At 72.1% G+C, this 16,982-nt stretch carries 13 protein-coding genes; 6 read left to right on the top strand and 7 right to left on the bottom strand.

Annotation, left to right across the window (positions count from 1 at the left end):
* Positions 1–96 precede the first annotated feature (96 nt).
* A complete protein-coding gene (locus ACX9TP_RS13425; RefSeq protein ID WP_482980114.1) occupies positions 97–912 on the bottom strand; it encodes a methylase in 816 nt (271 codons plus the stop codon).
* Between the two features lie 253 nt (positions 913–1,165).
* Here ACX9TP_RS13425 and ACX9TP_RS13420 point away from each other — a divergent pair, with 253 nt between their 5' ends.
* Complete coding sequence (locus ACX9TP_RS13420) at positions 1,166–2,188, top strand: hypothetical protein (RefSeq protein ID WP_482980113.1); 1,023 nt, start codon at positions 1,166–1,168, stop codon at positions 2,186–2,188.
* A 109-nt stretch (positions 2,189–2,297) separates the two neighbouring features.
* Here ACX9TP_RS13420 and ACX9TP_RS13415 read toward each other — a convergent pair whose 3' ends face one another.
* Positions 2,298–3,836: an MBL fold metallo-hydrolase gene (locus ACX9TP_RS13415; RefSeq protein WP_482980112.1), complete on the bottom strand. Its 1,539-nt coding sequence runs from the start codon at positions 3,834–3,836 to the stop codon at positions 2,298–2,300.
* Between the two features lie 109 nt (positions 3,837–3,945).
* Between ACX9TP_RS13415 and ACX9TP_RS13410 the strand changes: the two genes are divergently transcribed.
* On the top strand, positions 3,946–5,814 hold the full coding sequence (locus ACX9TP_RS13410; RefSeq protein ID WP_482980111.1) for an OPT/YSL family transporter: 1,869 nt from the start codon (positions 3,946–3,948) through the stop codon (positions 5,812–5,814).
* 3 nt (positions 5,815–5,817) lie between these two features.
* Here the strand turns inward: ACX9TP_RS13410 and ACX9TP_RS13405 are convergent, their stop codons facing one another.
* Positions 5,818–6,675 carry an NmrA family NAD(P)-binding protein gene (locus ACX9TP_RS13405; protein ID WP_482980110.1) on the bottom strand — a complete coding sequence of 286 codons (858 nt, stop codon included), beginning with the start codon at positions 6,673–6,675 and terminating at the stop codon, positions 5,818–5,820.
* A gap of 24 nt (positions 6,676–6,699) precedes the next feature.
* On the opposite strand from ACX9TP_RS13405, the gene ACX9TP_RS13400 reads away from it, so the two are divergent.
* A complete protein-coding gene (locus ACX9TP_RS13400; RefSeq protein ID WP_482980109.1) occupies positions 6,700–6,936 on the top strand; it encodes a hypothetical protein in 237 nt (78 codons plus the stop codon).
* Positions 6,937–7,047: 111 nt separating this feature from the next.
* Entirely contained in the window at positions 7,048–8,250 is a 1,203-nt protein-coding gene (gene thrS, locus ACX9TP_RS13395; protein WP_482980108.1) for a threonine--tRNA ligase, read from the top strand.
* A 51-nt stretch (positions 8,251–8,301) separates the two neighbouring features.
* Here the strand turns inward: thrS and ACX9TP_RS13390 are convergent, their stop codons facing one another.
* Both ACX9TP_RS13390 and ACX9TP_RS13385 read right to left on the bottom strand, forming a co-directional pair.
* Positions 8,302–8,601 (bottom strand): hypothetical protein, encoded by a 300-nt coding sequence (locus tag ACX9TP_RS13390; protein WP_482980107.1) that lies wholly within the window; start codon positions 8,599–8,601, stop codon positions 8,302–8,304.
* Between the two features lie 120 nt (positions 8,602–8,721).
* Entirely contained in the window at positions 8,722–10,092 is a 1,371-nt protein-coding gene (locus ACX9TP_RS13385) for a DUF7151 family protein (RefSeq protein ID WP_482980106.1), read from the bottom strand.
* A gap of 546 nt (positions 10,093–10,638) precedes the next feature.
* Here ACX9TP_RS13385 and ACX9TP_RS13380 point away from each other — a divergent pair.
* Entirely contained in the window at positions 10,639–11,952 is a 1,314-nt protein-coding gene (locus tag ACX9TP_RS13380) for a DUF763 domain-containing protein (protein ID WP_482980105.1), read from the top strand.
* A gap of 3 nt (positions 11,953–11,955) precedes the next feature.
* Here ACX9TP_RS13380 and ACX9TP_RS13375 read toward each other — a convergent pair whose 3' ends face one another.
* The gene (locus ACX9TP_RS13375; protein WP_482980104.1) at positions 11,956–12,372 is read right to left on the bottom strand and encodes a CBS domain-containing protein; all 417 of its coding nucleotides are present in this window, start codon (positions 12,370–12,372) and stop codon (positions 11,956–11,958) included.
* 210 nt (positions 12,373–12,582) lie between these two features.
* Here ACX9TP_RS13375 and msrB point away from each other — a divergent pair, with 210 nt between their 5' ends.
* Positions 12,583–13,005, top strand: coding sequence for a peptide-methionine (R)-S-oxide reductase MsrB (gene msrB / locus ACX9TP_RS13370; protein WP_482980103.1), 423 nt, complete (start codon positions 12,583–12,585; stop codon positions 13,003–13,005).
* Between the two features lie 69 nt (positions 13,006–13,074).
* On the opposite strand, the gene purL is transcribed toward msrB, so the two are convergent.
* Positions 13,075–16,980, bottom strand: a complete 3,906-nt coding sequence (gene purL, locus ACX9TP_RS13365; RefSeq protein WP_482980102.1) for a phosphoribosylformylglycinamidine synthase — start codon at positions 16,978–16,980, stop codon at positions 13,075–13,077.
* Positions 16,981–16,982 lie beyond the last annotated feature (2 nt).

The raw sequence follows: 16,982 nt of genomic DNA, 5'->3' as shown, positions 1-16,982 counted from the left end.
TCATTCAGCTTCTCTCAGCGAGGAAGAAACGTGCAGCCCGGCTGCCTGCCCGCCGTGAATGACGGGGGCGTCGCGTCATCGCTGGAGCTCCATGGTTCACAGGCTGACGCCGCCATCCGGCTTCCAGACGAGGAAGCCGCGCTCGAGAAGCCACGCGTCGGTCTGCACCCCACCGGTGCGGGCGGCGAGTCGCGGGGCCGTCTCACGGAAGGCGTCCGGGGGCGCGGAGTGGCCGGCGGCACGGGCCTCGCGCCAGGCGGCGTCCCACTCGGAGAAGAAGGCGTGGATGGGCTCGCCCGGTCGCACGCGGCGGCGCAAGTCCCGGGGCAGCCAGTCGCGGAACAGCAGCGGCGCGAAGCCATGGCGGAAGTCCGTGTGGAAGAGGAGGGCCTCGCGGAGGGGCGGCGCCCCGGCGTCGGGTCCGCGGCGCAGCAGGTGGGCGGTAAGAATCGCCCCCTCCGGGTCCGCGCTGCCCTCCACCAGCAGGCCGGCTGGCAGCAGGTAGCGGCCGAGCGTCCGGTGGACCTCGGGGACGCGCTCGGGCGGGCCCTGCCGCAGCAGGTTCATGGCGCGCACGAGGCGGGCGGGCTCGTCCTCGCCGAGCGGCAGCTCGAAGCCGCCCTCGCGAAAGTGTGTGCGGGCGTCCGCGTGGGCGCAGGCGGCGCGGGCGCGCTCCGCGTCCAGCTCCACGCCGATGACGGTCAGCTCCGGCTGGAGGGCCCGGAAGGCCTCGGCGCTCTCCAGCGTCGTCCACGGGTGCTCGCCGAAGCCCACGTCGACGAAGACGGCGCGCGCCCATGGGCCGTCGCGGCGGGAGAGCAGCTCGCGCTCGGCGTGGCACAGGTACGCGTCCAGCGCGCGCAGGCGGCCGCGCGAGGTCCGTCCGCGCGTCTGGGTGTCCAGCGACGACATGGCCCCGCTCATGCGCTGGGCGGTGCTCCGTCGTCAAGCGTCCCCGGTCCGGGGCGACCTGCACCCGGACGCCCTGAACGCGCGGGTACAGCGTGGGGTGCGCCGGCCGATTCAAGCGCCCCCCATGCAGGGAGACCTGCGTCCCGGGCGCACGGGCGCGACGAGCGGTGCGCGGTTGGACGCGTGTCCCCGCGATGCGACAGGCGGCCCGGGTTCCCTCCAGCCGACAGAGGCCGGTAGGCTGTCGGGCACCGTGGACCCATCCCCCACCTGTCCCCGCTGTCAGTCGCCGCGCGCCGCGGGGCCGGAGTGCCCCCGGTGCGGCGTCATCTACGCCCGGGCGGATGCTCGCGCCGCCCGCGAGGCCGCCGCGAAGCACGCCGCGCCCCCGCCGGCCGAAGCGGCGGCGCTGGCACCCGAGGAGCCACCCCTCATCGACCCGGCCTGGCTGGTGCGGCCCGGGGAGCTGCGCTCGGACGTCCTCCCCGAGCCGACGCCGGACCTGGACGCCGAGGCCGAGGACGCCGCCTGGGAGCTGAAGATTCACACCTGGGTCCTCCCGGTGGTGCTGCTGGTGTCCTACGGGGCCGCCGCGGGGCCGACCGCGTTCATCGTGCGGCTGTTCACCATGCCGCTCCACGAGCTGGGCCATGCCATCACCGGGTGGCTGTGTGGCTACGTCTCCATCCCCACGCTGTGGAAGACGCTCAACCTCGGGCGCTCGTACACCCTGGCGGCGCTGGCGGCCGCGGCGCTCGGGTACTGGACCTGGCGCGGGTGGAAGCAGCGCCGCACCTGGCAGGTGGCCACGGGCGGAGGACTCCTCTTCACCCAGCTCGTCGGGACACTGCTCCTGTCTGAGAAGACGACGCTGATGCTCATCACCTTCAACGGAGATGGGGGGATGATGGTGCTGGGCACCGCGCTGATGGCCACGATGTACGCGCGTGCGGGCAGCTACATCCACGAGCATGGCCTGCGCTGGGGCTTCGCCGTCATCGGCGGCACCAGCTTCATGGACGGCTTCATCACCTGGTGGAAGGCCCGGAAGGACTTCGCCGAAATCCCCTTCGGCCAGAACGAGGGCGTGGGCCTGAGCGATGCGAGCCGCCTCGTGGACGAGCACGGCTGGGCCGAGGCAGACCTCATCCGCCGCTTCGTGGCGCTGGGCGTGACGTGCCTCGTCTTCCTCGCCGTCCTCTACGCCGTGAAGCTCGTCCAGGGCCGGCGGCGCCTCGCCGCGCGGACGCGTGCGTCGCCCTCCAGTGTCGGGTGAGCCATTCCGGCAGTGACGACCCAGCTGACGGTGACGGAGGGCTCCGGCACCGGGGTGGGAACGCAGAGCGTCGCCGCCCACCTCGACTCCGAGCCCGGCTTCCGGCCCCTCACCCCGCCAGGCCGAACGGCCAGGTGAAGCCGGGGTAGCGCAACACCTCCGGCTTCTTCCGTCCCTTCCACGCCAGCGCCTCGCCGGGCCGCAGGAGCAGCGACTGCGGCCCGTGCCCCACCGCGCGGCGCACCTCCGCGAGCCGCTCCGGGTAGGGGTCCGCGTCCGGATTCTCGTCCAGCTGGCTCGCCCCGCTCACCGGCTGTCCCGGGTAGCCCTCGTAGCGGGGCCCCATGCCCTCGCGCCAGTACCAGGGCGCCCCGCCGTCCGCGCACGGCACCACGTAGCGCGCGCCCAGCAATTCGCCGTAGTGCAGGGCCTCCTCTGGCCCGGCCATGAGCTGCTGCGGCTTCGTCAGCGCGCCGCGCGGCACGTTGACGAGGAAGGCATCCAGCGTGCTGAAGCCGAAGAAGATGGGCGCCAGCCGGAAGCCGCGCACGCCGCAGAAGAGCACGTCCACCGGCCCCTCCTCGCGCAGCACCCGCCGGCACACCGCGCCCATGTCCCCGCGCACGTCGTGCCCGGAGTCCGCGAAGAAGGCGGAGGAGAAGCCCGGCGCGCGCACCAGCCACGCGTTGCCCTCGTTGAAGAGGTCCGGGTAGGGCCCCGCCTCGTCCGTGGGCTGCTCGCCGTGGAAGGGCAGCGCGCGCACGGTGACGTCGCCCACCTGCCGGGACTCGCCCCAGCGCAGCAGCTCCACGCGCGTGAAGCCGAGCTGCGAGAGCCTGAGCGCGCAGTCGGTGGAGAAGAGGCTCTCGCGCTCCACCGCGGGCACGAAGATGCGCGTGTCGCGGGGCAGGGGCAGCAGCGAGCCCAGGTGGAAGTGGTCCCCATGCGAGTGGGTGATGACCACCGCGTCCACGCGCCCCACGTCCCGGGGCTGCATGGGCGCGTAGCCGCGCGAGTCCACCAGGCCCGCGGGCCGGAAGTACGGGTCCACCAGCACGCGCGCCTCGCGGCCGGACACCAGCACCGTGTTGTGCCCCACGAAGAGGGCACCGGGCGCGGGCACCTCCACGGGCGCCTCGTGTTTCACCAGCCAGCCGGCCTGCCCCAGGTCCGCCAGCAGCCCCGCCACCACGGGGGCCACGGCGAGTGCGCGCAACTCCGCGCGGGTGGCGCCCCTGGCCAGCGAGGCGAAGAGGTCCGCCACCACGGGCCACTCGGACGCGCGCACGGGGACGTCCAGGCCCAGGGACTCCTGGCGCAGGTGCAGCACGCGCGGACGGTGTCGGTGGGCCTCCGGGAAGAGCACTTCGCGCCGCAGCACGCGCCGGCCCCGGCGCCTCCGGCCGTCCTCGCACAGGGCCGCATAGCGGGGCGTCTCCTCGAGCCAGCGCACCAGCGCGTCCGCCTCGCGCAGCGCGCCCTCGCGGCCGAGCATGGCGATGTGGCGCTTGAGCGGCAGGTGGGCCCGGCGCACGGGGCGCGCGGTGGGGCCCTGGATACTGCAGCCCAGGTCCTCGTGGTGGTCGGCCTCCGTCCGGGCCGAGGCGAGCACGGCCAGGCTGACGCCCCGGTGCAGGGTGAATCTCATGGCGGGGATGTTAATGCCGCGCCGCGTGAGCGGGGGGCCTGGATGACTCGGGGTGCGCGTGGGCCGTCCCCGCGACAGCCCTGGCGAACGCCGCTACCCTGTGGGCCGCATGGCACAACCCGCCCCCCAGCGTCCCCTGCCCCCTTCCGCTCCCGACGTGTCCTCCTCCTCGGAGCTCGTCCAGCCCCGCTTCGGCTGGCTGCCCGAGGTGGGCACGTGGAAGTACCACGCGCTGCTGAGCGCGGTGGCGCTCCTCGTCCTCGGCCCGCTGGGCGGCATCGCCGCCTCGTACATGAACTTCAGCGTGGGCTTCTTCGTCGGCGGCCAGGTGCTGGCGGGAATCCTCGGCAGCGCCGTCACCTACGGCTACGGCGCGGAGGGCAAGCACGGCGCCAACTACATGCAGACGATGGCCGCGTCGGTGGCCTCGCTGTGCGCCATGTCCGTGCTCATCCAGTCCATGGTGTGGCTGGGCATGGAGATGCCGCCCGCCTGGCACCTCATCCTCTTCGTCGGCTGCGTGGGCATGTTCGCCGTGGGCGTGGGCATGCTCTACACGCCGCTGCTCGTGGACAAGCTGCAGCTCGACTACCCGTCGGGGCTCGCCGTCGCGAACATCCTCCGCGCGCTCACCGACAAGCGGCTGCTCAAGGTGTCCATCTCCAAGCTGGGCGGCGGCACGCTGCTGGGCGCGGTGACGGCGTGGCTGACGGAGAAGGTGGCCGTCGTGGGCGCCATCGGCACCAGCGCCGCCACGGTGGGCGCCGGCATGATTGTCGGCAGCCGCATCACCGTGCCCGCCATCGTCATGGCCGTCATCGGCGCGGCGCTGCTGCCCACCTTCCGGGAGCTGGGCTGGCTCGGGCCCACGGAGCCGTTCCGCAAGATTGGCTTCCTGCTGGGGCTGGCCATGATTTGCGGCGCGGCGGCGGTGGACCTGTCGCTGCTGGCCGTCCAGGCGACGGCCCGCATCCGGGCCCGTACCTCGGCGGCGGCGGAAGAGGCGGGGGAAGAGGCCTGGAAGAAGGTCAACATGGGCCGGCTGATGGCCTGGGTCCTGGGCTGGGGCGCGGCGACGCTGCTGGTGGGGACGCTGGTGCTGGGTCAGCCGCTGGGCTGGCTCCTGCTGGGGCTCGGCCTGGCGCTGCTGTTCGTGCTCATCAACGGCATCTCCTACGGCATCACCGACCAGAACCCCATCTCCAGCGCGTTCGTCATCTCCGTCATGCTGATGTCGCTGATGGGGTTGAAGAACCCGCTGGTGGGGCTCATGGGCGCCACGATTCTCCTCGTCTCCACCTCGGTGGGCGTGGACATGCAGCAGGACCGCTCCACCGGCTGGCGCCTGGGCACCAACCGCGTCCTCCAGTTCCGCTACCAGGTGCTCGGCGTCATCATGGGCGCGCTGCTGTGCGTGGGCCTGGCGCGCGTGTTCATGGCGGCCTACCCCGCGCTCACCATCAACCAGTTGGACAACCCCAAGGCCGAGGTGGGCCAGTGGGGCTCGGCCATGACGTACAAGCTGGTGGGCGCCATCCGCGGGCTGGGCACGCTGTCGGACGCCACGGTGAAGCTGCTGCTCATCGGCCTGGCCATCGGCTTCGTCATCCAGGCGGTGCGCAAGGGCGTGCTGAGCCGCCCGGGCTACCAGCGCTTCATCAAGGGTTCGCGCCTGGGCTTCGCGGTGGGGTGGTCCATGGACTCGCTGCTGCTGGCCAGTCCCTATGCCTCGTCGTTCGGCGGCTTCGTGAACTTCCCGGTGGCGCTGTGGTTCGGCGCGGGTGGCATCTTCACCTCGCTGTGGAACACGCTGGCGCAGCGCGGCCAGAAGTCCCACGCCGCGGGCAGCCCCGGCGAGGGCGAGGCCCTCCCCGAGGACATGAGCAGCATGTCCCTGGTGGGCGGCGGGCTCATCGCCGGTGAGTCGCTCTTCTTCCTCATCGCCGGGATGATTGGCCTGGTGTCGCTGCTGGCGTGAGCGTCAGCGCGCGACCAGCGCCTGGATGTACTGCTCGAGCGTGGTAGCGCCGCGCTCGGGCGTGCCCGGCACTTCATACGCCTTTTCGAGTGTCACGCGCGTCATCGCGGCCATGGACTGCGCGGCGGGCTTCGAGAAGCCCAGCCCCACCAGCGCGTCCTCCCACTGCTCGGGAGGGATGGGCTCGGCGCGGACGGGCCGCCCCAGCGCGCGGGCGAAGGTGGCGGCGACGTCGCCCGCGGAGTAGCGCTCCGGCCCCTCGACGTGGAGCGTGGGGGTCTGCTCGGCGGGCCCGGTGAGCAGGCGCGCGGCAACCCGGGCGATGTCCTCCGGGGCCACCATGGGCAGCGTGAAGTCGACGGGGAAGAACGTGTGCACGCGGCCTTCGTTCCGGGCCGACTCCAGCGACATCTCCCAATTGCTCATGTAGTACGCGCCCCGGAGGATGGTCGCGGGGATGGGCTGGCGATGGAGTGCCTGCTCGAAGTCATGGAGCACGCCCAGGTCTCCGATGTTGCGGCCCGGCTGCGCCCCGTAGGTGGACTGCGCGACGACCTTCTCCAGGCCCGAGCCCTCGAGCGCGGCGACGATGCACTCCACCGTCTTGCGCTCCTCGGCGGCGGTGTCCGTGGAGGGGGCGGCGGGAGGGTTGAGCAGGAAGGCGCGCCGGCCCTGAGAGAGCACGCGGCGCAGCGCCTCGACGTCGTGCACGTCCACCACGGCCACCCGCGCGCCCCGGGCCTCCCAGGCGCGGCGCTTTTCTTCCGAGCGCATGACAACCGTCACGCGCTCGCCCCTGTCGAGCAGGAGCCGCGAGAGCGCGGAGCCGATGTGGCCCGTTCCTCCGAGGATGATGAACATGGGACACCGTAGTGACGCGATTGCATGGCGGCCACCGTGGGCGAGGCCGCACCGACCCGGATTTTCCACGGTGCCGGCCTGCCTGCCCGCGGGGCAGAGGTGCCACTCCCGCCCGGACCCGAAGACGGTGCCCGGGAGGGCGAGTTGACATTTTCCCGCGCAGCCCTCAGTTTTATCTTCGTGAGCTTCGTCATCTTCACCACCACGACCACCACCACGACTCGCTTCGGCGGGCGCGGAACGGTGTGCGTCGCGTGGTGAGCTGACGAACGCACGGTTCCCTGCCCCGCCTTCTCCGGCCGGGGCAACCGTGCGCTCACTTCAGCGCTCCGACCGGATGGGCTTTTCACCACTTCCGAAACGGAGTTGCACATGCTTGACGAACACGACCACCGCTCGCTGGGCCAGCGCCTGGACCTCTTCCACCTGCAGGAGGAGGCCCCGGGCATGGTGTTCTGGCACCCGCGCGGGTTGATGCTGTACCGGCTGCTGGAGGACCACGTCCGCCGGCGCATGCAGGCGGAGGGCTACAACGAAGTCCGTACGCCCCAGGTCTACGCGCAGCCCTTGTGGGAGCGCAGCGGCCACTGGGAGAACTTCCGCGAGAACATGTTCCTGGTGGAGGACGGCGAGCGGCACCTCGCCATGAAGCCGGTGAGCTGCCCGGGCCACATCGAGCTCGTGCAGCGCATGGCGCCCAGCTACCGGGATTTGCCGCTGCGGCTGGGTGAGTTCGGCCTCGTCCACCGCAGCGAGCCGGGCGGCGCGCTGCACGGCCTGTTCCGCCTGCGCCAGTTCACGCAGGACGACGGCCACATCTTCTGCGCCGAGGACCAGGTGCAGCAGGAGGTGGTGCGCTTCGCGCGCTCTCTGAAGGACTTCTACGCGGGCTTCGGCTTCGACGAGGTGCAGGTGGCCTTCTCCAGCCGTCCGGCCCAGCGCGCCGGCAGCGACGACAACTGGGACAAGGCCGAGGCCTGGCTCCTGTCCGCGGCGAAGGACGCCGGGCTGGAGTGCCTCATGCAGCCGGGCCAGGGCGCCTTCTACGGGCCGAAGCTGGAGTTCGTGCTGAAGGACAGGCTGGGGCGCGCATGGCAGTGCGGGACGATTCAGCTCGACCTGGTGCTGCCCGAGCGCTTCGACCTGCGCTACGTGGACGCGTCGGGAGCGCGAGTGCGCCCGGTGATGCTTCACCGTGCGCTACTGGGCAGCCTGGAGCGCTTCATCGGCGTGCTCCTGGAGCACCACGGCGGCGCGCTGCCGGCGTGGCTCGCCCCGGAGCAGGTGGTGGTGGCGTCCGTGGGTGAGGCGGCCCGTGACTACGCGGAGCGCTTCGCCGCCCGGCTGCGCGAGGCGGGCTGTCGCGCCCGCGCGGACGTCCGGGGTGAGTCGCTGTCGAGGAAGATTGTCGACGCGCACGGAGCCGGCGCGCCGTGGCTGGTGGTGGTGGGCGCTCGCGAGGTGGAGGCCGGCGGCGTCCGCCTGCGCCAGCGCGACGGCGCCCAGAAGGACCTGCGCTGGGACGACGCGGTCGCGGAGTTGGTGGCCGCGTGCCGTCCGGCGGCGGACGCCTGACGACGGTGACGGCCCGCCCCTTTCACATGGAAGGGGCGGGCTGTCCGGGTGTCAGCTCTCCGCGGACGGAGCGTCCTCCCGCGCGGGCTCGCGGCAGACGAGCTCCGAGTCATCCGCGGGCGCCTGGACGGACTCCGCCGACGCCTCGAATTCTCCGGGCGAGGCCTGGAGCCCGAACGGGCAGAACTCCCAGTACTCGCCACAGGTGATGACCGTGGATCCATCGACACAGACGCTGTCGCACCGCGCAGTGGAGGTGCACTTCTTGAAACAGTCAGGCGGCAGGGCCAGCGCGGACAGGGGTGCGAGAGCAAGGACTGCGACGAGCAGGGACTTCGAGAAGCGCTTCATGGCGACCTCACAGTTGCGGGGGAACTGCGCATGCCACGGTAGGACCGTGGCCAGTCACCGTGAATACGGGCCATCCACGATGGACAGCCCGCCCCACCGCTTCCGCGAGGCGCGCTCCGTTCAGTAGAAGAGCAACTCCGGCTGGGCCGCCTGGACTTTGATGATGTCTCCCGCGGTGCCCGGCTTGGAGGCGCCAGCGGCCACCGTCGAGCTCGTGCCCTCTCCGCCATTGCCCGCGGAGGCGCCGCCGCCGCCGCCGGCCTGCGACAGGACGCTGGCCGTACCCGCGACGGCCGCGTTGCCCGCCGTGCCACCGTTCACCTGGACGTTGGCGGCATTCACGATGACGGGCGCGTTCGCACTGAGGAACTGGATGATGCCGCCGCCGCCTCCTCCACCGCCGCCGTACATCTGCCCCGCTACCGGGCTGGAGCCATTCCAGCCAACAGCCCCGTTGCCGCCATTCGCGTAGATCTTGCCGGTGGTGTCCACGGTGATGGTGCCTCGGGAGATGAGGCTGACGACCCCGCCACCACCGCCTCCGCCGCCCGCCACGGGTGTCGGCGAGCCGGCGGGCCGGTTGATGGTGGGAATGCTGTTGTTGATGCCCTGGCGGCCGTTCGCGTCGATGTAGCCGCGGATGATGATGTTGCCCTTGGCGGCAAGGATGAGCCGCCCGCCACCGTCGCCGCCGAGGATGTCGGGGTTCGTCGTCGAGCGGTAGCCACTGCCGCCCCCCAGCAGGTCGGCGCGGGAGACCAATGCCGTGCGCCCCGCGTCCAGCCCCCTTCCCCCCAGGTGCTCGAAGGCGGCGGACATGGCGATGCCCTTCTGCGACGGGTTGAGGGTCTGAATATGGAAGTCGGGGCTGACGATGATGGCCCCCTGCGGGCCGATGGTGATGTCGCCCGTGGCGCGAATCATCGTCCCGCTCGACACGATGAGCGTGCCGTCGATGGTCACGTTGTGGAACATCAGGTTGGCGCCAGCGGGCTGGGGATAGTTCCCGGCCTGGAAGTAGCGTGGATTCGCGAAGGAGGAGAGGTTGAAGTCCCCCGCGGAGCCATCGCCGTAGGCGACCGCGAGCGCCCCGGACTCACCCTGGGCCCCTTGCGTGCCCGTGTCGCCCTTGGGGCCCTGCGGGCCCACCGGCCCCGTGTCACCGGTGTCGCCCTTGGGGCCCTGGGGCCCCACCGCCCCCACCGCACCGGTGTCGCCCATGGGGCCCTGCGGGCCTACCGGCCCCGTGTCGCCGGTGTCGCCCTTGGGACCCTGGAGCCCCATCGCCCCCACCGCGCCGGTGTCGCCCTTGGGACCCTGCGGCCCCATCGGCCCCACCTCGCCGGTGTCTCCCCGGGGACCCTGCGGGCCCACCAGGCCCATCTCACCCCTGAGACCCTGCGCGCCGTTGCAGAGGTACTTCGTGGCCGACGCGTTCACCTCGTCTTCAGCCAGCTCGCCGTCGCCGTTCCGGTCGATGCCGGTCTCCATCCGGACGCCGCCGAAACCGCAGTTGGCACCCACGGGCTCGGGCGTGGTGACCAGCAGGGCGCTCAGTCCCTGTGGACCTTGCGGTCCTCCCGCGGGGCCCGCGGGCCCCTGAGGCCCCTGCGGACCTTGAGGGCCCTGGGCACCCTGCGGGCCCTGGGGTCCGGCCGGGCCCTCAGAGCCATCGGCCCCCGTCGAACCCTTGCAGGCGGCGACGCCGAGAAGCCCCGCCGAGAACACGGCTCGCAACACATTTGATTGAAGAAGCACTGTCAGAAGAGGGACGCGCATGACAACCCCCAGGAGGAAGAGGCGTGCAGCCCGGGCGCGGTCCCTGGACGGCACGACGCAACAGGGTGCGGGGCCGCGCACACCGGAAGATGGCGAACGCGCATTCTGGCCCCATCGGCCTGCCGTTCGCCAGTGGTCGCGGGTCCGCTGTCGGGCCCGCCCCGCGACAGACGTCACGGGTGGCCTGTCCGGCTGCCCTCCCGGCAGGTCCCCTGCCCCTCGCGGCGAAGGGCCCGGAAGGGGGTTAGGAGTACGGGCATGGACCGCACGGGAAGCGCGCTGCTGCCACTGCACTCCGGCAGGGTGCCGGACTGGCTCCACACGCGCATGGCCCGGCTGAGCCGCGTCATCGTGGAGGCCATCGTCCTGCACTACGGCCGGGACGAGGTGCTCCGGCGGCTCTCCCACCCCTTCTGGTTCCAGGCGCTGGGCGCCGTCATGGGGATGGACTGGCACTCCTCCGGCATCACCACCTCGGTGCTCGGCGCGCTGAAGAAGGGCCTGGGCCCGGTGGAGGACGAGCTGGGCCTGTACGTGTGCGGGGGCAAGGGTGCGCAGTCGCGGCACACGCCGACGGAGCTGGAGGCGCTGGGCCTGCGGCGCGGCCTGGACGCCGGCACGCTGGTGCGCGCCAGCCGCCTCACCGCGAAGGTGGACAGCGCGGCGGTGCAGGACGGCTTCGAAATCTATCTCCACGGCTTCATCGCCGCGGCGGACGGCAAGTGGACGGTGGTGCAGCAGGGCATGAACGTGGAGTCCCAGCAGGCGCGCCGCTACCACTGGCTCTCCGAGGGACTCACCAGCTTCGTGGACGCCCCGCACACGGCCATCGACGGGCCGGCGCAGGGCATCATCGTCAACCTCACGGACCCCCGCGCCGCCCCCTCGCGCGAGGCGCAAGTCATGCTCGCGGCGGACGGGCCGGCGGTGGTGGTGGACACGCTGCGCAGGCTGCGCGAGGCGCCGCTCCCGCACCTGCAGATGCCCATGGGCCACGCGGTGAGCCCCAGCGACATCCTCCTGCGCCGCATCCACGGCACGCTGGCCGCCGCGGCCGAGCAGGGGCCGAAGGACTTCCCGGAGCTGCTGCTCACCCCGGGCGTGGGCGCGCGCACGGTGGCGGCGCTGGCGCACGTGGCGGAGGTCATCCACGGGGCGCCCTACCGCTTCAGCGACCCGGCGCGCTTCTCCTTCGCGCAGGGCGGCAAGGACCGGCACCCCTACCCCGTGAAGCTCGACGTGTACGAAGACACGCTGCGCGTACTGCGCGGCGCGGTGGACACGGCGAAGCTGGGCAACGACGAGAAGCTCTCCGCGATTCGCGAGCTGGACCGGCAGGCCCGCCGGCTGGAGGCCACCGCCACCGGCCCGGACTTCGCGCAGCTCATCCAGGAAGGCTGGGCGGCGGTGGAGGGCGAGGAGTTGCTCCCCACCTGTGCCCCCGGGAAGACGACGGCGAAGCGCCCTGCCCCCCGCAAGCTCCGAGCGCGTCTTGCGACTCAGCAGGAGCTGCCCGGGCTGGAGGTGGACGCGCCGCGCCCGCCCGCGCGGAAGGCAGGCGGGCGGAAGTGAGCGTCAGGCCTGGTGGAGGCGCTCCAGCACCTCACCGGCATGCAGCACCTCCTCGGGGACGGTGGCCAGGTCATCCAGGCTCAGGATGCCCACCGGCCTCCGCTCCGCGTCCACCACGACGAGGCGGCGCACCATCTTGTCCTCCATCAACTGCTCCGCCACGTCGAGCGTCGCGTCCGCGTCGCAGGTGATGACGATGGACGTCATCACCTCGCGCACGGGGGTGGTGTTCGGGTCCTGGCCGAGCGCGGAAGAGCGGACGGTGATGTCCCGGTCCGTCAGCATGCCCACGAGCTGCCCGCCCTCCACGACGGGGAGGGAGCCGATGTTGCAGGTCCGCATCCTCAGGGCCGCGGTGCGCACGGGCTCGCCCGCCTCGATGGTCTCCAGGTTCTTGGTCATCAACTCGCCAATCCGCATCGGTGGTGCCTCCTCCGCGAGATGTCCCTCGTCCCTAGGCTGGGTGCCCTCGGGAGTCCCCGCTGGACGGCGGCCGGGGCATGGACGCGGAGCGAGCCAGTGGACAACGCGCCGCACTCCTGGCTGCCCTCCAGGCGCGACGGCGGGGCAGGATGCGCATCTGAGTATTTCCCCGGCCCTTCCCCGGGCCCCGAAAAGGAGCATGACGGCATGGCGGACAAGCTCATCCTCAGCGACGACGAGTGGCGCAAGCGCCTCAACCCGGAGGAGTACGACGTCCTGCGCCGTCACGGCACGGAGCGCCCGGGCTCGGGCTGCTTCCTGGGGACGAAGACGCCTGGCACGTACGTGTGCGCCGGCTGCGGCAACCCGCTGTTCAAGGCGGGCACCAAGTTCGAGTCCGGCACCGGGTGGCCGTCCTTCACCCAGCCGCTGACCGCGGACTCGGTGACGGAGATACAGGACCGCTCGTACGGCATGGTGCGCACCGAGGTCCGCTGCGCGCGGTGCGACGGCCACCTGGGCCACGTCTTCCCGGACGGCCCGCCGCCCACGGGGCTGCGCTACTGCATGAACTCCGTGGCCATGAAGCACGTGCCGGAAGGCCAGCCGCTGGAGCTGGTGAAGGCGTAGCCGCGCGGACCCGCGACCACCGAGGTGCCCTGCTCCGCCATGGGCAGGGCCCCCGGGGCCTGACGAAGCTCAGCCCAGCCAGGCGCGGGCGTTGCGGAACATGCGCATCCACGGCCCGTCGTCGCCCCACTCGCGCGGCCGCCACGAGTGCTGCACGGAGCGGTGCACGCGCTCGGGGTGCGGCATGGTGATGGAGAAGCGCCCGTCGCGGGTGGTGAGCCCGGCGATGCCGTGGGGCGAGCCGTTGGGATTCGCCGGGTACGTCGCCGTCACCCTGCCGTGGTTGTCCACGTAGCGCGTGGTGACGAAGCCCAGCCCGTTGACGCGCGCGGCCTCCGCGTCGCTGGGGAACTCCGCGCGGCCCTCGCCGTGCGAGGAGACGATGAGCATCCGGCTGCCAACCATGCCCCGGTAGAAAAGGGACGGCGTGTCCGCCACCTCCACCATCACCAGGCGCGCCTCGAACTGCTCCGAGGCGTTGCGCACGAAGCGGGGGAAGTGCTCGGCGCCCGGAATCATGTCCTTGAGCTGGGACATCATCTGGCAGCCGTTGCACGCGCCCAGGCCGAAGCTGTCCGGCCGCGCGAAGAACTCCGCGAACGCGTCGCGCGCCCGCGGGTTGAACAGGATGGACTTGGCCCACCCGCCGCCCGCGCCCATGACGTCTCCGTAGGAGAAGCCGCCGCAGGCCATGATGCCCTGGAAGTCCTTCAGCGACACCCGCCCGGCGAGGATGTCGCTCATGTGGACGTCCACCGCCGAGAAGCCGGCGCGGGTGAAGGCCGCCGCCATCTCCTGCTGGCTGTTGACGCCCTGCTCGCGCAGCACCGCCACGCGAGGCCTCGCGCCCTTCGCGATGAACGGCGCCGCCACGTCCTGCGCCGGGTCGAAGCCCAGCTTCGGCGAGAGGCCCGGGTCCGCCGGGTCGCACTTCGCGGCGTACTCCTGCTCCGCGCAGACGGGGTTGTCTCGCAGCAGCTGCATCTCGTAGCTGACGCGGGACCACGTCCGGCGCAGGGCCATGGTGCCCTCCGCCAGCCGCGCGTCGCCGTGGCGCACCCGCACCTCCAGCGCCGCCGTGGGCCGGCCCACCTCATGGCAGTGCGCCGCCAGGCCGTGCTGCCCCAGCACCTCGCGCACGCGCGCCATGTCGGCGGTGCGGACCTGCACCACCGCGCCCAGCTCCTCGTTGAAGAGGGCCGCCACCGCGTCGCCGCCCAGCGCGGACAGGTCCACGTCCAGGCCGCAGTGGCCCGCGAAGGCCATCTCGCACAGCGTGGCCCACAGGCCGCCGTCGGAGCGGTCGTGGTAGGCCAGCAGCCGGCCTTCCGCGTTGAGCGCCTGCACCGCCGCGAAGAAGCCCTTCAGCAGCGCCGCGTCCTCCACGTCGGGGCACTCGGGGCCCACCTGGTTGTAGACGTGCGCCGCCACCGAGCCGCCCAGCCGCTGCCTGCCGCGCGCCAGGTCCAGGAACACCAGCCGCGTGTCCTGCTCCACGTCCACCAGCTGCGGCGTGAGCGACTGGCGCACGTCCAGCACCGGGGCGAAGGCGGAGATGATGAGCGACACCGGCGCCGTCACCGCCTTGCGCGCGCCGTCCTCCTCCCAGACGGTGCGCATGGACATGGAGTCCTTGCCCACGGGGATGGTGAGCCCCAGGGCCGGGCACAGCTCCATGCCCACGGCCTGCACGGCGGCGAAGAGGTTGGCGTCCTCGCCGGGGCTGCCCGCCGCCGCCATCCAGTTGGCGGAGAGCTTCACGTCGGACAGCTTGTCGATGCGCGCGGCGGCGATGTTGGTGATGGCCTCGCCCACGGCCATGCGCGCGGAGGCCGCCGCGTTGACGATGGCGAGCGGCGTGCGCTCGCCCATGGACATGGCCTCGCCCGTGGTGCTCGTCACGGTGGACAGCGTCACGGCGCAGTCCGCCACCGGCACCTGCCACGGGCCCACCATCTGGTCCCGGGCGACGTGGCCGGACACCGTGCGGTCGCCAATGGTGATGAGGAAGCTCTTGTCCGCCACCGTCGGGTGGCCCAGCACGCGCTCGGACAGGTCCTTCAGTGACACGTCCAGCTTCAGCGGCGGCAGCGCCAGTGGGCGGGACGTCACGTCGCGGTGCATGCGCGGCGGCTTGCCGAACAGCACGTCCATGGGCAGGTCGATGGGCGCGGCGCCCAGCTGCGAGTCCCCGAGCTTCAGCACCTGCTCACCGGTGGCGTCACCCAGCACCGCGAAGGGGGCGCGCTCGCGCTCGCACAGGGCGGCGAAGCGGGCCAGGTCCTCCGGGGCCACGCCGAGCACGTAGCGCTCCTGCGCCTCGTTGCACCAGATCTCCACCGGGGCCATGCCGGGCTCGGCGTTGGGCACGTTGCGCAGCTCCAGGCGGCCGCCCAGGTCGTTGTCGTGGGCCAGCTCCGGCACCGCGTTGGACAGGCCGCCCGCGCCCACGTCGTGGATGGAGCGGATGGGGTTGGTGTCGCCCATGGCCCAGCAGCGGTCGATGACCTCCTGGCAGCGCCGCTCCATCTCCGCGTTGTCCCGCTGCACGGAGGCGAAGTCGAGGTCCGCCGCGCTCGCGCCCTGCGCCATGGAGGACGCGGCGCCGCCGCCCAGGCCGATGAGCATGGCCGGCCCGCCCAGGACGATGAGCTTGTCCCCCGGCTGGAGGCGGCCCTTCTGCACGTGCGGCGCGCGGATGTTGCCCAGGCCGCCGGCAATCATGATGGGCTTGTGGTAGCCCTTCACCTCCACGCCCTGCGGCGTGGGCACCTGCGCCTCGAAGCTGCGGAAGTAGCCGGCGAGGTTGGGACGGCCGAACTCGTTGTTGAAGGCGGCGCCGCCGAGCGGGCCGTCAATCATGATGTCCAGCGCGGAGACGATGCGGTCCGGCTTGCCGTAGGGCTGCTCCCACGGGCGCTCGAAGCCGGGGATGCGCAGGTGGCTGACGGTGAAGCCGGTGAGGCCCGCCTTCGGCTTCGCGCCGCGGCCGGTGGCGCCCTCGTCGCGAATCTCCCCGCCCGCGCCGGTGGCGGCGCCCGGGTACGGAGAAATCGCCGTCGGGTGGTTGTGCGTCTCCACCTTGATCATGATGTGGGCCGGCTCGCGCACCGCGCCCCACTCCCCCGTCTCCGGGTGGGGGAAGAAGCGGTCCACCTCGAAGCCCTCGATGACGGCCGCGTTGTCCTTGTACGCGGAGAGCACGCCCTCCTTGTTGAGGGCGTAGGTGTTCTTGATGGCCTGGAAGAGCGAGCGCTCCTGCGGCTTCCCGTCGATGCTCCACGACGCGTTGAAGATCTTGTGCCGGCAGTGCTCGCTGTTGGCCTGCGCGAACATCATCAGCTCGACATCGGTGGGGTTGCGCTTCAGCTCGCCGAAGCGCGCCACCAGGTAGTCGATTTCGTCGTCGGCCAGCGCGAGGCCCAGCTCGCGATTGGCGTTTGCCAGCGCCGCGCGCCCACCGCCGAGCACGTCCACGGTGGTGAGGGGCCGGGGCGTGTGCGCCTCGAAGAGGACGGCGGCGTCCTCCAGGCGGCCCATCACCGCCTGCGTCATCCGGTCGTGCAGCACCGGCGACAGGCGGGACAGCTCCTCGGGCTGGAGCGCACGCCCGTCGGGGCCGGCGACGTAGAACGCGGTGCCGCGCTCCATGCGGCGGACCTTGTCGCCCAGGCCGCAGTTGTGGGCGATGTCGGTGGCCTTGGAGGACCAGGGGGAGATGGTGCCCGGGCGCGGCACCACCAGCAGCAGGCTGCCCTTGCGCTCGCCGGCGGCCACGCGGGGGCCGTACTCGAGGAGGCGGCCGAGGGTGGCCTGCTCTCCCTCGGAGAAGGCGGCCGGGGCGTCGATGAAGTGCACGAACTCCGCGTAGACGGACGACACGGAGGGCACCTGCTCGCGGCACCGGGCGAGGAGCTTGGCGAGCCGGAATTCAGAGAGGGCCGGAGCCCCACGCAGGATGTGCATGCTGGACATGG

The organism is Pyxidicoccus sp. M15, from assembly GCF_056858435.1.
The sequence above is the reverse complement of the archived record's forward strand: the minus strand, read 5'-3'. Positions and strand labels throughout refer to the sequence as shown.

Excerpts from the sequence above, each read along its gene's own strand:
- ACX9TP_RS13375 (WP_482980104.1), bottom strand. The coding sequence starts at position 12,372 with ATGCGGATTGGCGAGTTGATGACCAAGAACCTGGAGACCATCGAGGCG.
- ACX9TP_RS13425 (WP_482980114.1), bottom strand. The coding sequence starts at position 912 with ATGTCGTCGCTGGACACCCAGACGCGCGGACGGACCTCGCGCGGCCGC.
- thrS (WP_482980108.1), top strand. The coding sequence starts at position 7,048 with ATGCTTGACGAACACGACCACCGCTCGCTGGGCCAGCGCCTGGACCTC.
- ACX9TP_RS13400 (WP_482980109.1), top strand. The coding sequence starts at position 6,700 with ATGGCGGCCACCGTGGGCGAGGCCGCACCGACCCGGATTTTCCACGGT.
- ACX9TP_RS13405 (WP_482980110.1), bottom strand. The coding sequence starts at position 6,675 with ATGTTCATCATCCTCGGAGGAACGGGCCACATCGGCTCCGCGCTCTCG.
- purL (WP_482980102.1), bottom strand. The coding sequence starts at position 16,980 with ATGTCCAGCATGCACATCCTGCGTGGGGCTCCGGCCCTCTCTGAATTC.
- ACX9TP_RS13390 (WP_482980107.1), bottom strand. The coding sequence starts at position 8,601 with ATGAAGCGCTTCTCGAAGTCCCTGCTCGTCGCAGTCCTTGCTCTCGCA.
- ACX9TP_RS13415 (WP_482980112.1), bottom strand. The coding sequence starts at position 3,836 with ATGAGATTCACCCTGCACCGGGGCGTCAGCCTGGCCGTGCTCGCCTCG.
- ACX9TP_RS13385 (WP_482980106.1), bottom strand. The coding sequence starts at position 10,092 with ATGGAGACCGGCATCGACCGGAACGGCGACGGCGAGCTGGCTGAAGAC.
- msrB (WP_482980103.1), top strand. The coding sequence starts at position 12,583 with ATGGCGGACAAGCTCATCCTCAGCGACGACGAGTGGCGCAAGCGCCTC.
- ACX9TP_RS13380 (WP_482980105.1), top strand. The coding sequence starts at position 10,639 with ATGGACCGCACGGGAAGCGCGCTGCTGCCACTGCACTCCGGCAGGGTG.
- ACX9TP_RS13410 (WP_482980111.1), top strand. The coding sequence starts at position 3,946 with ATGGCACAACCCGCCCCCCAGCGTCCCCTGCCCCCTTCCGCTCCCGAC.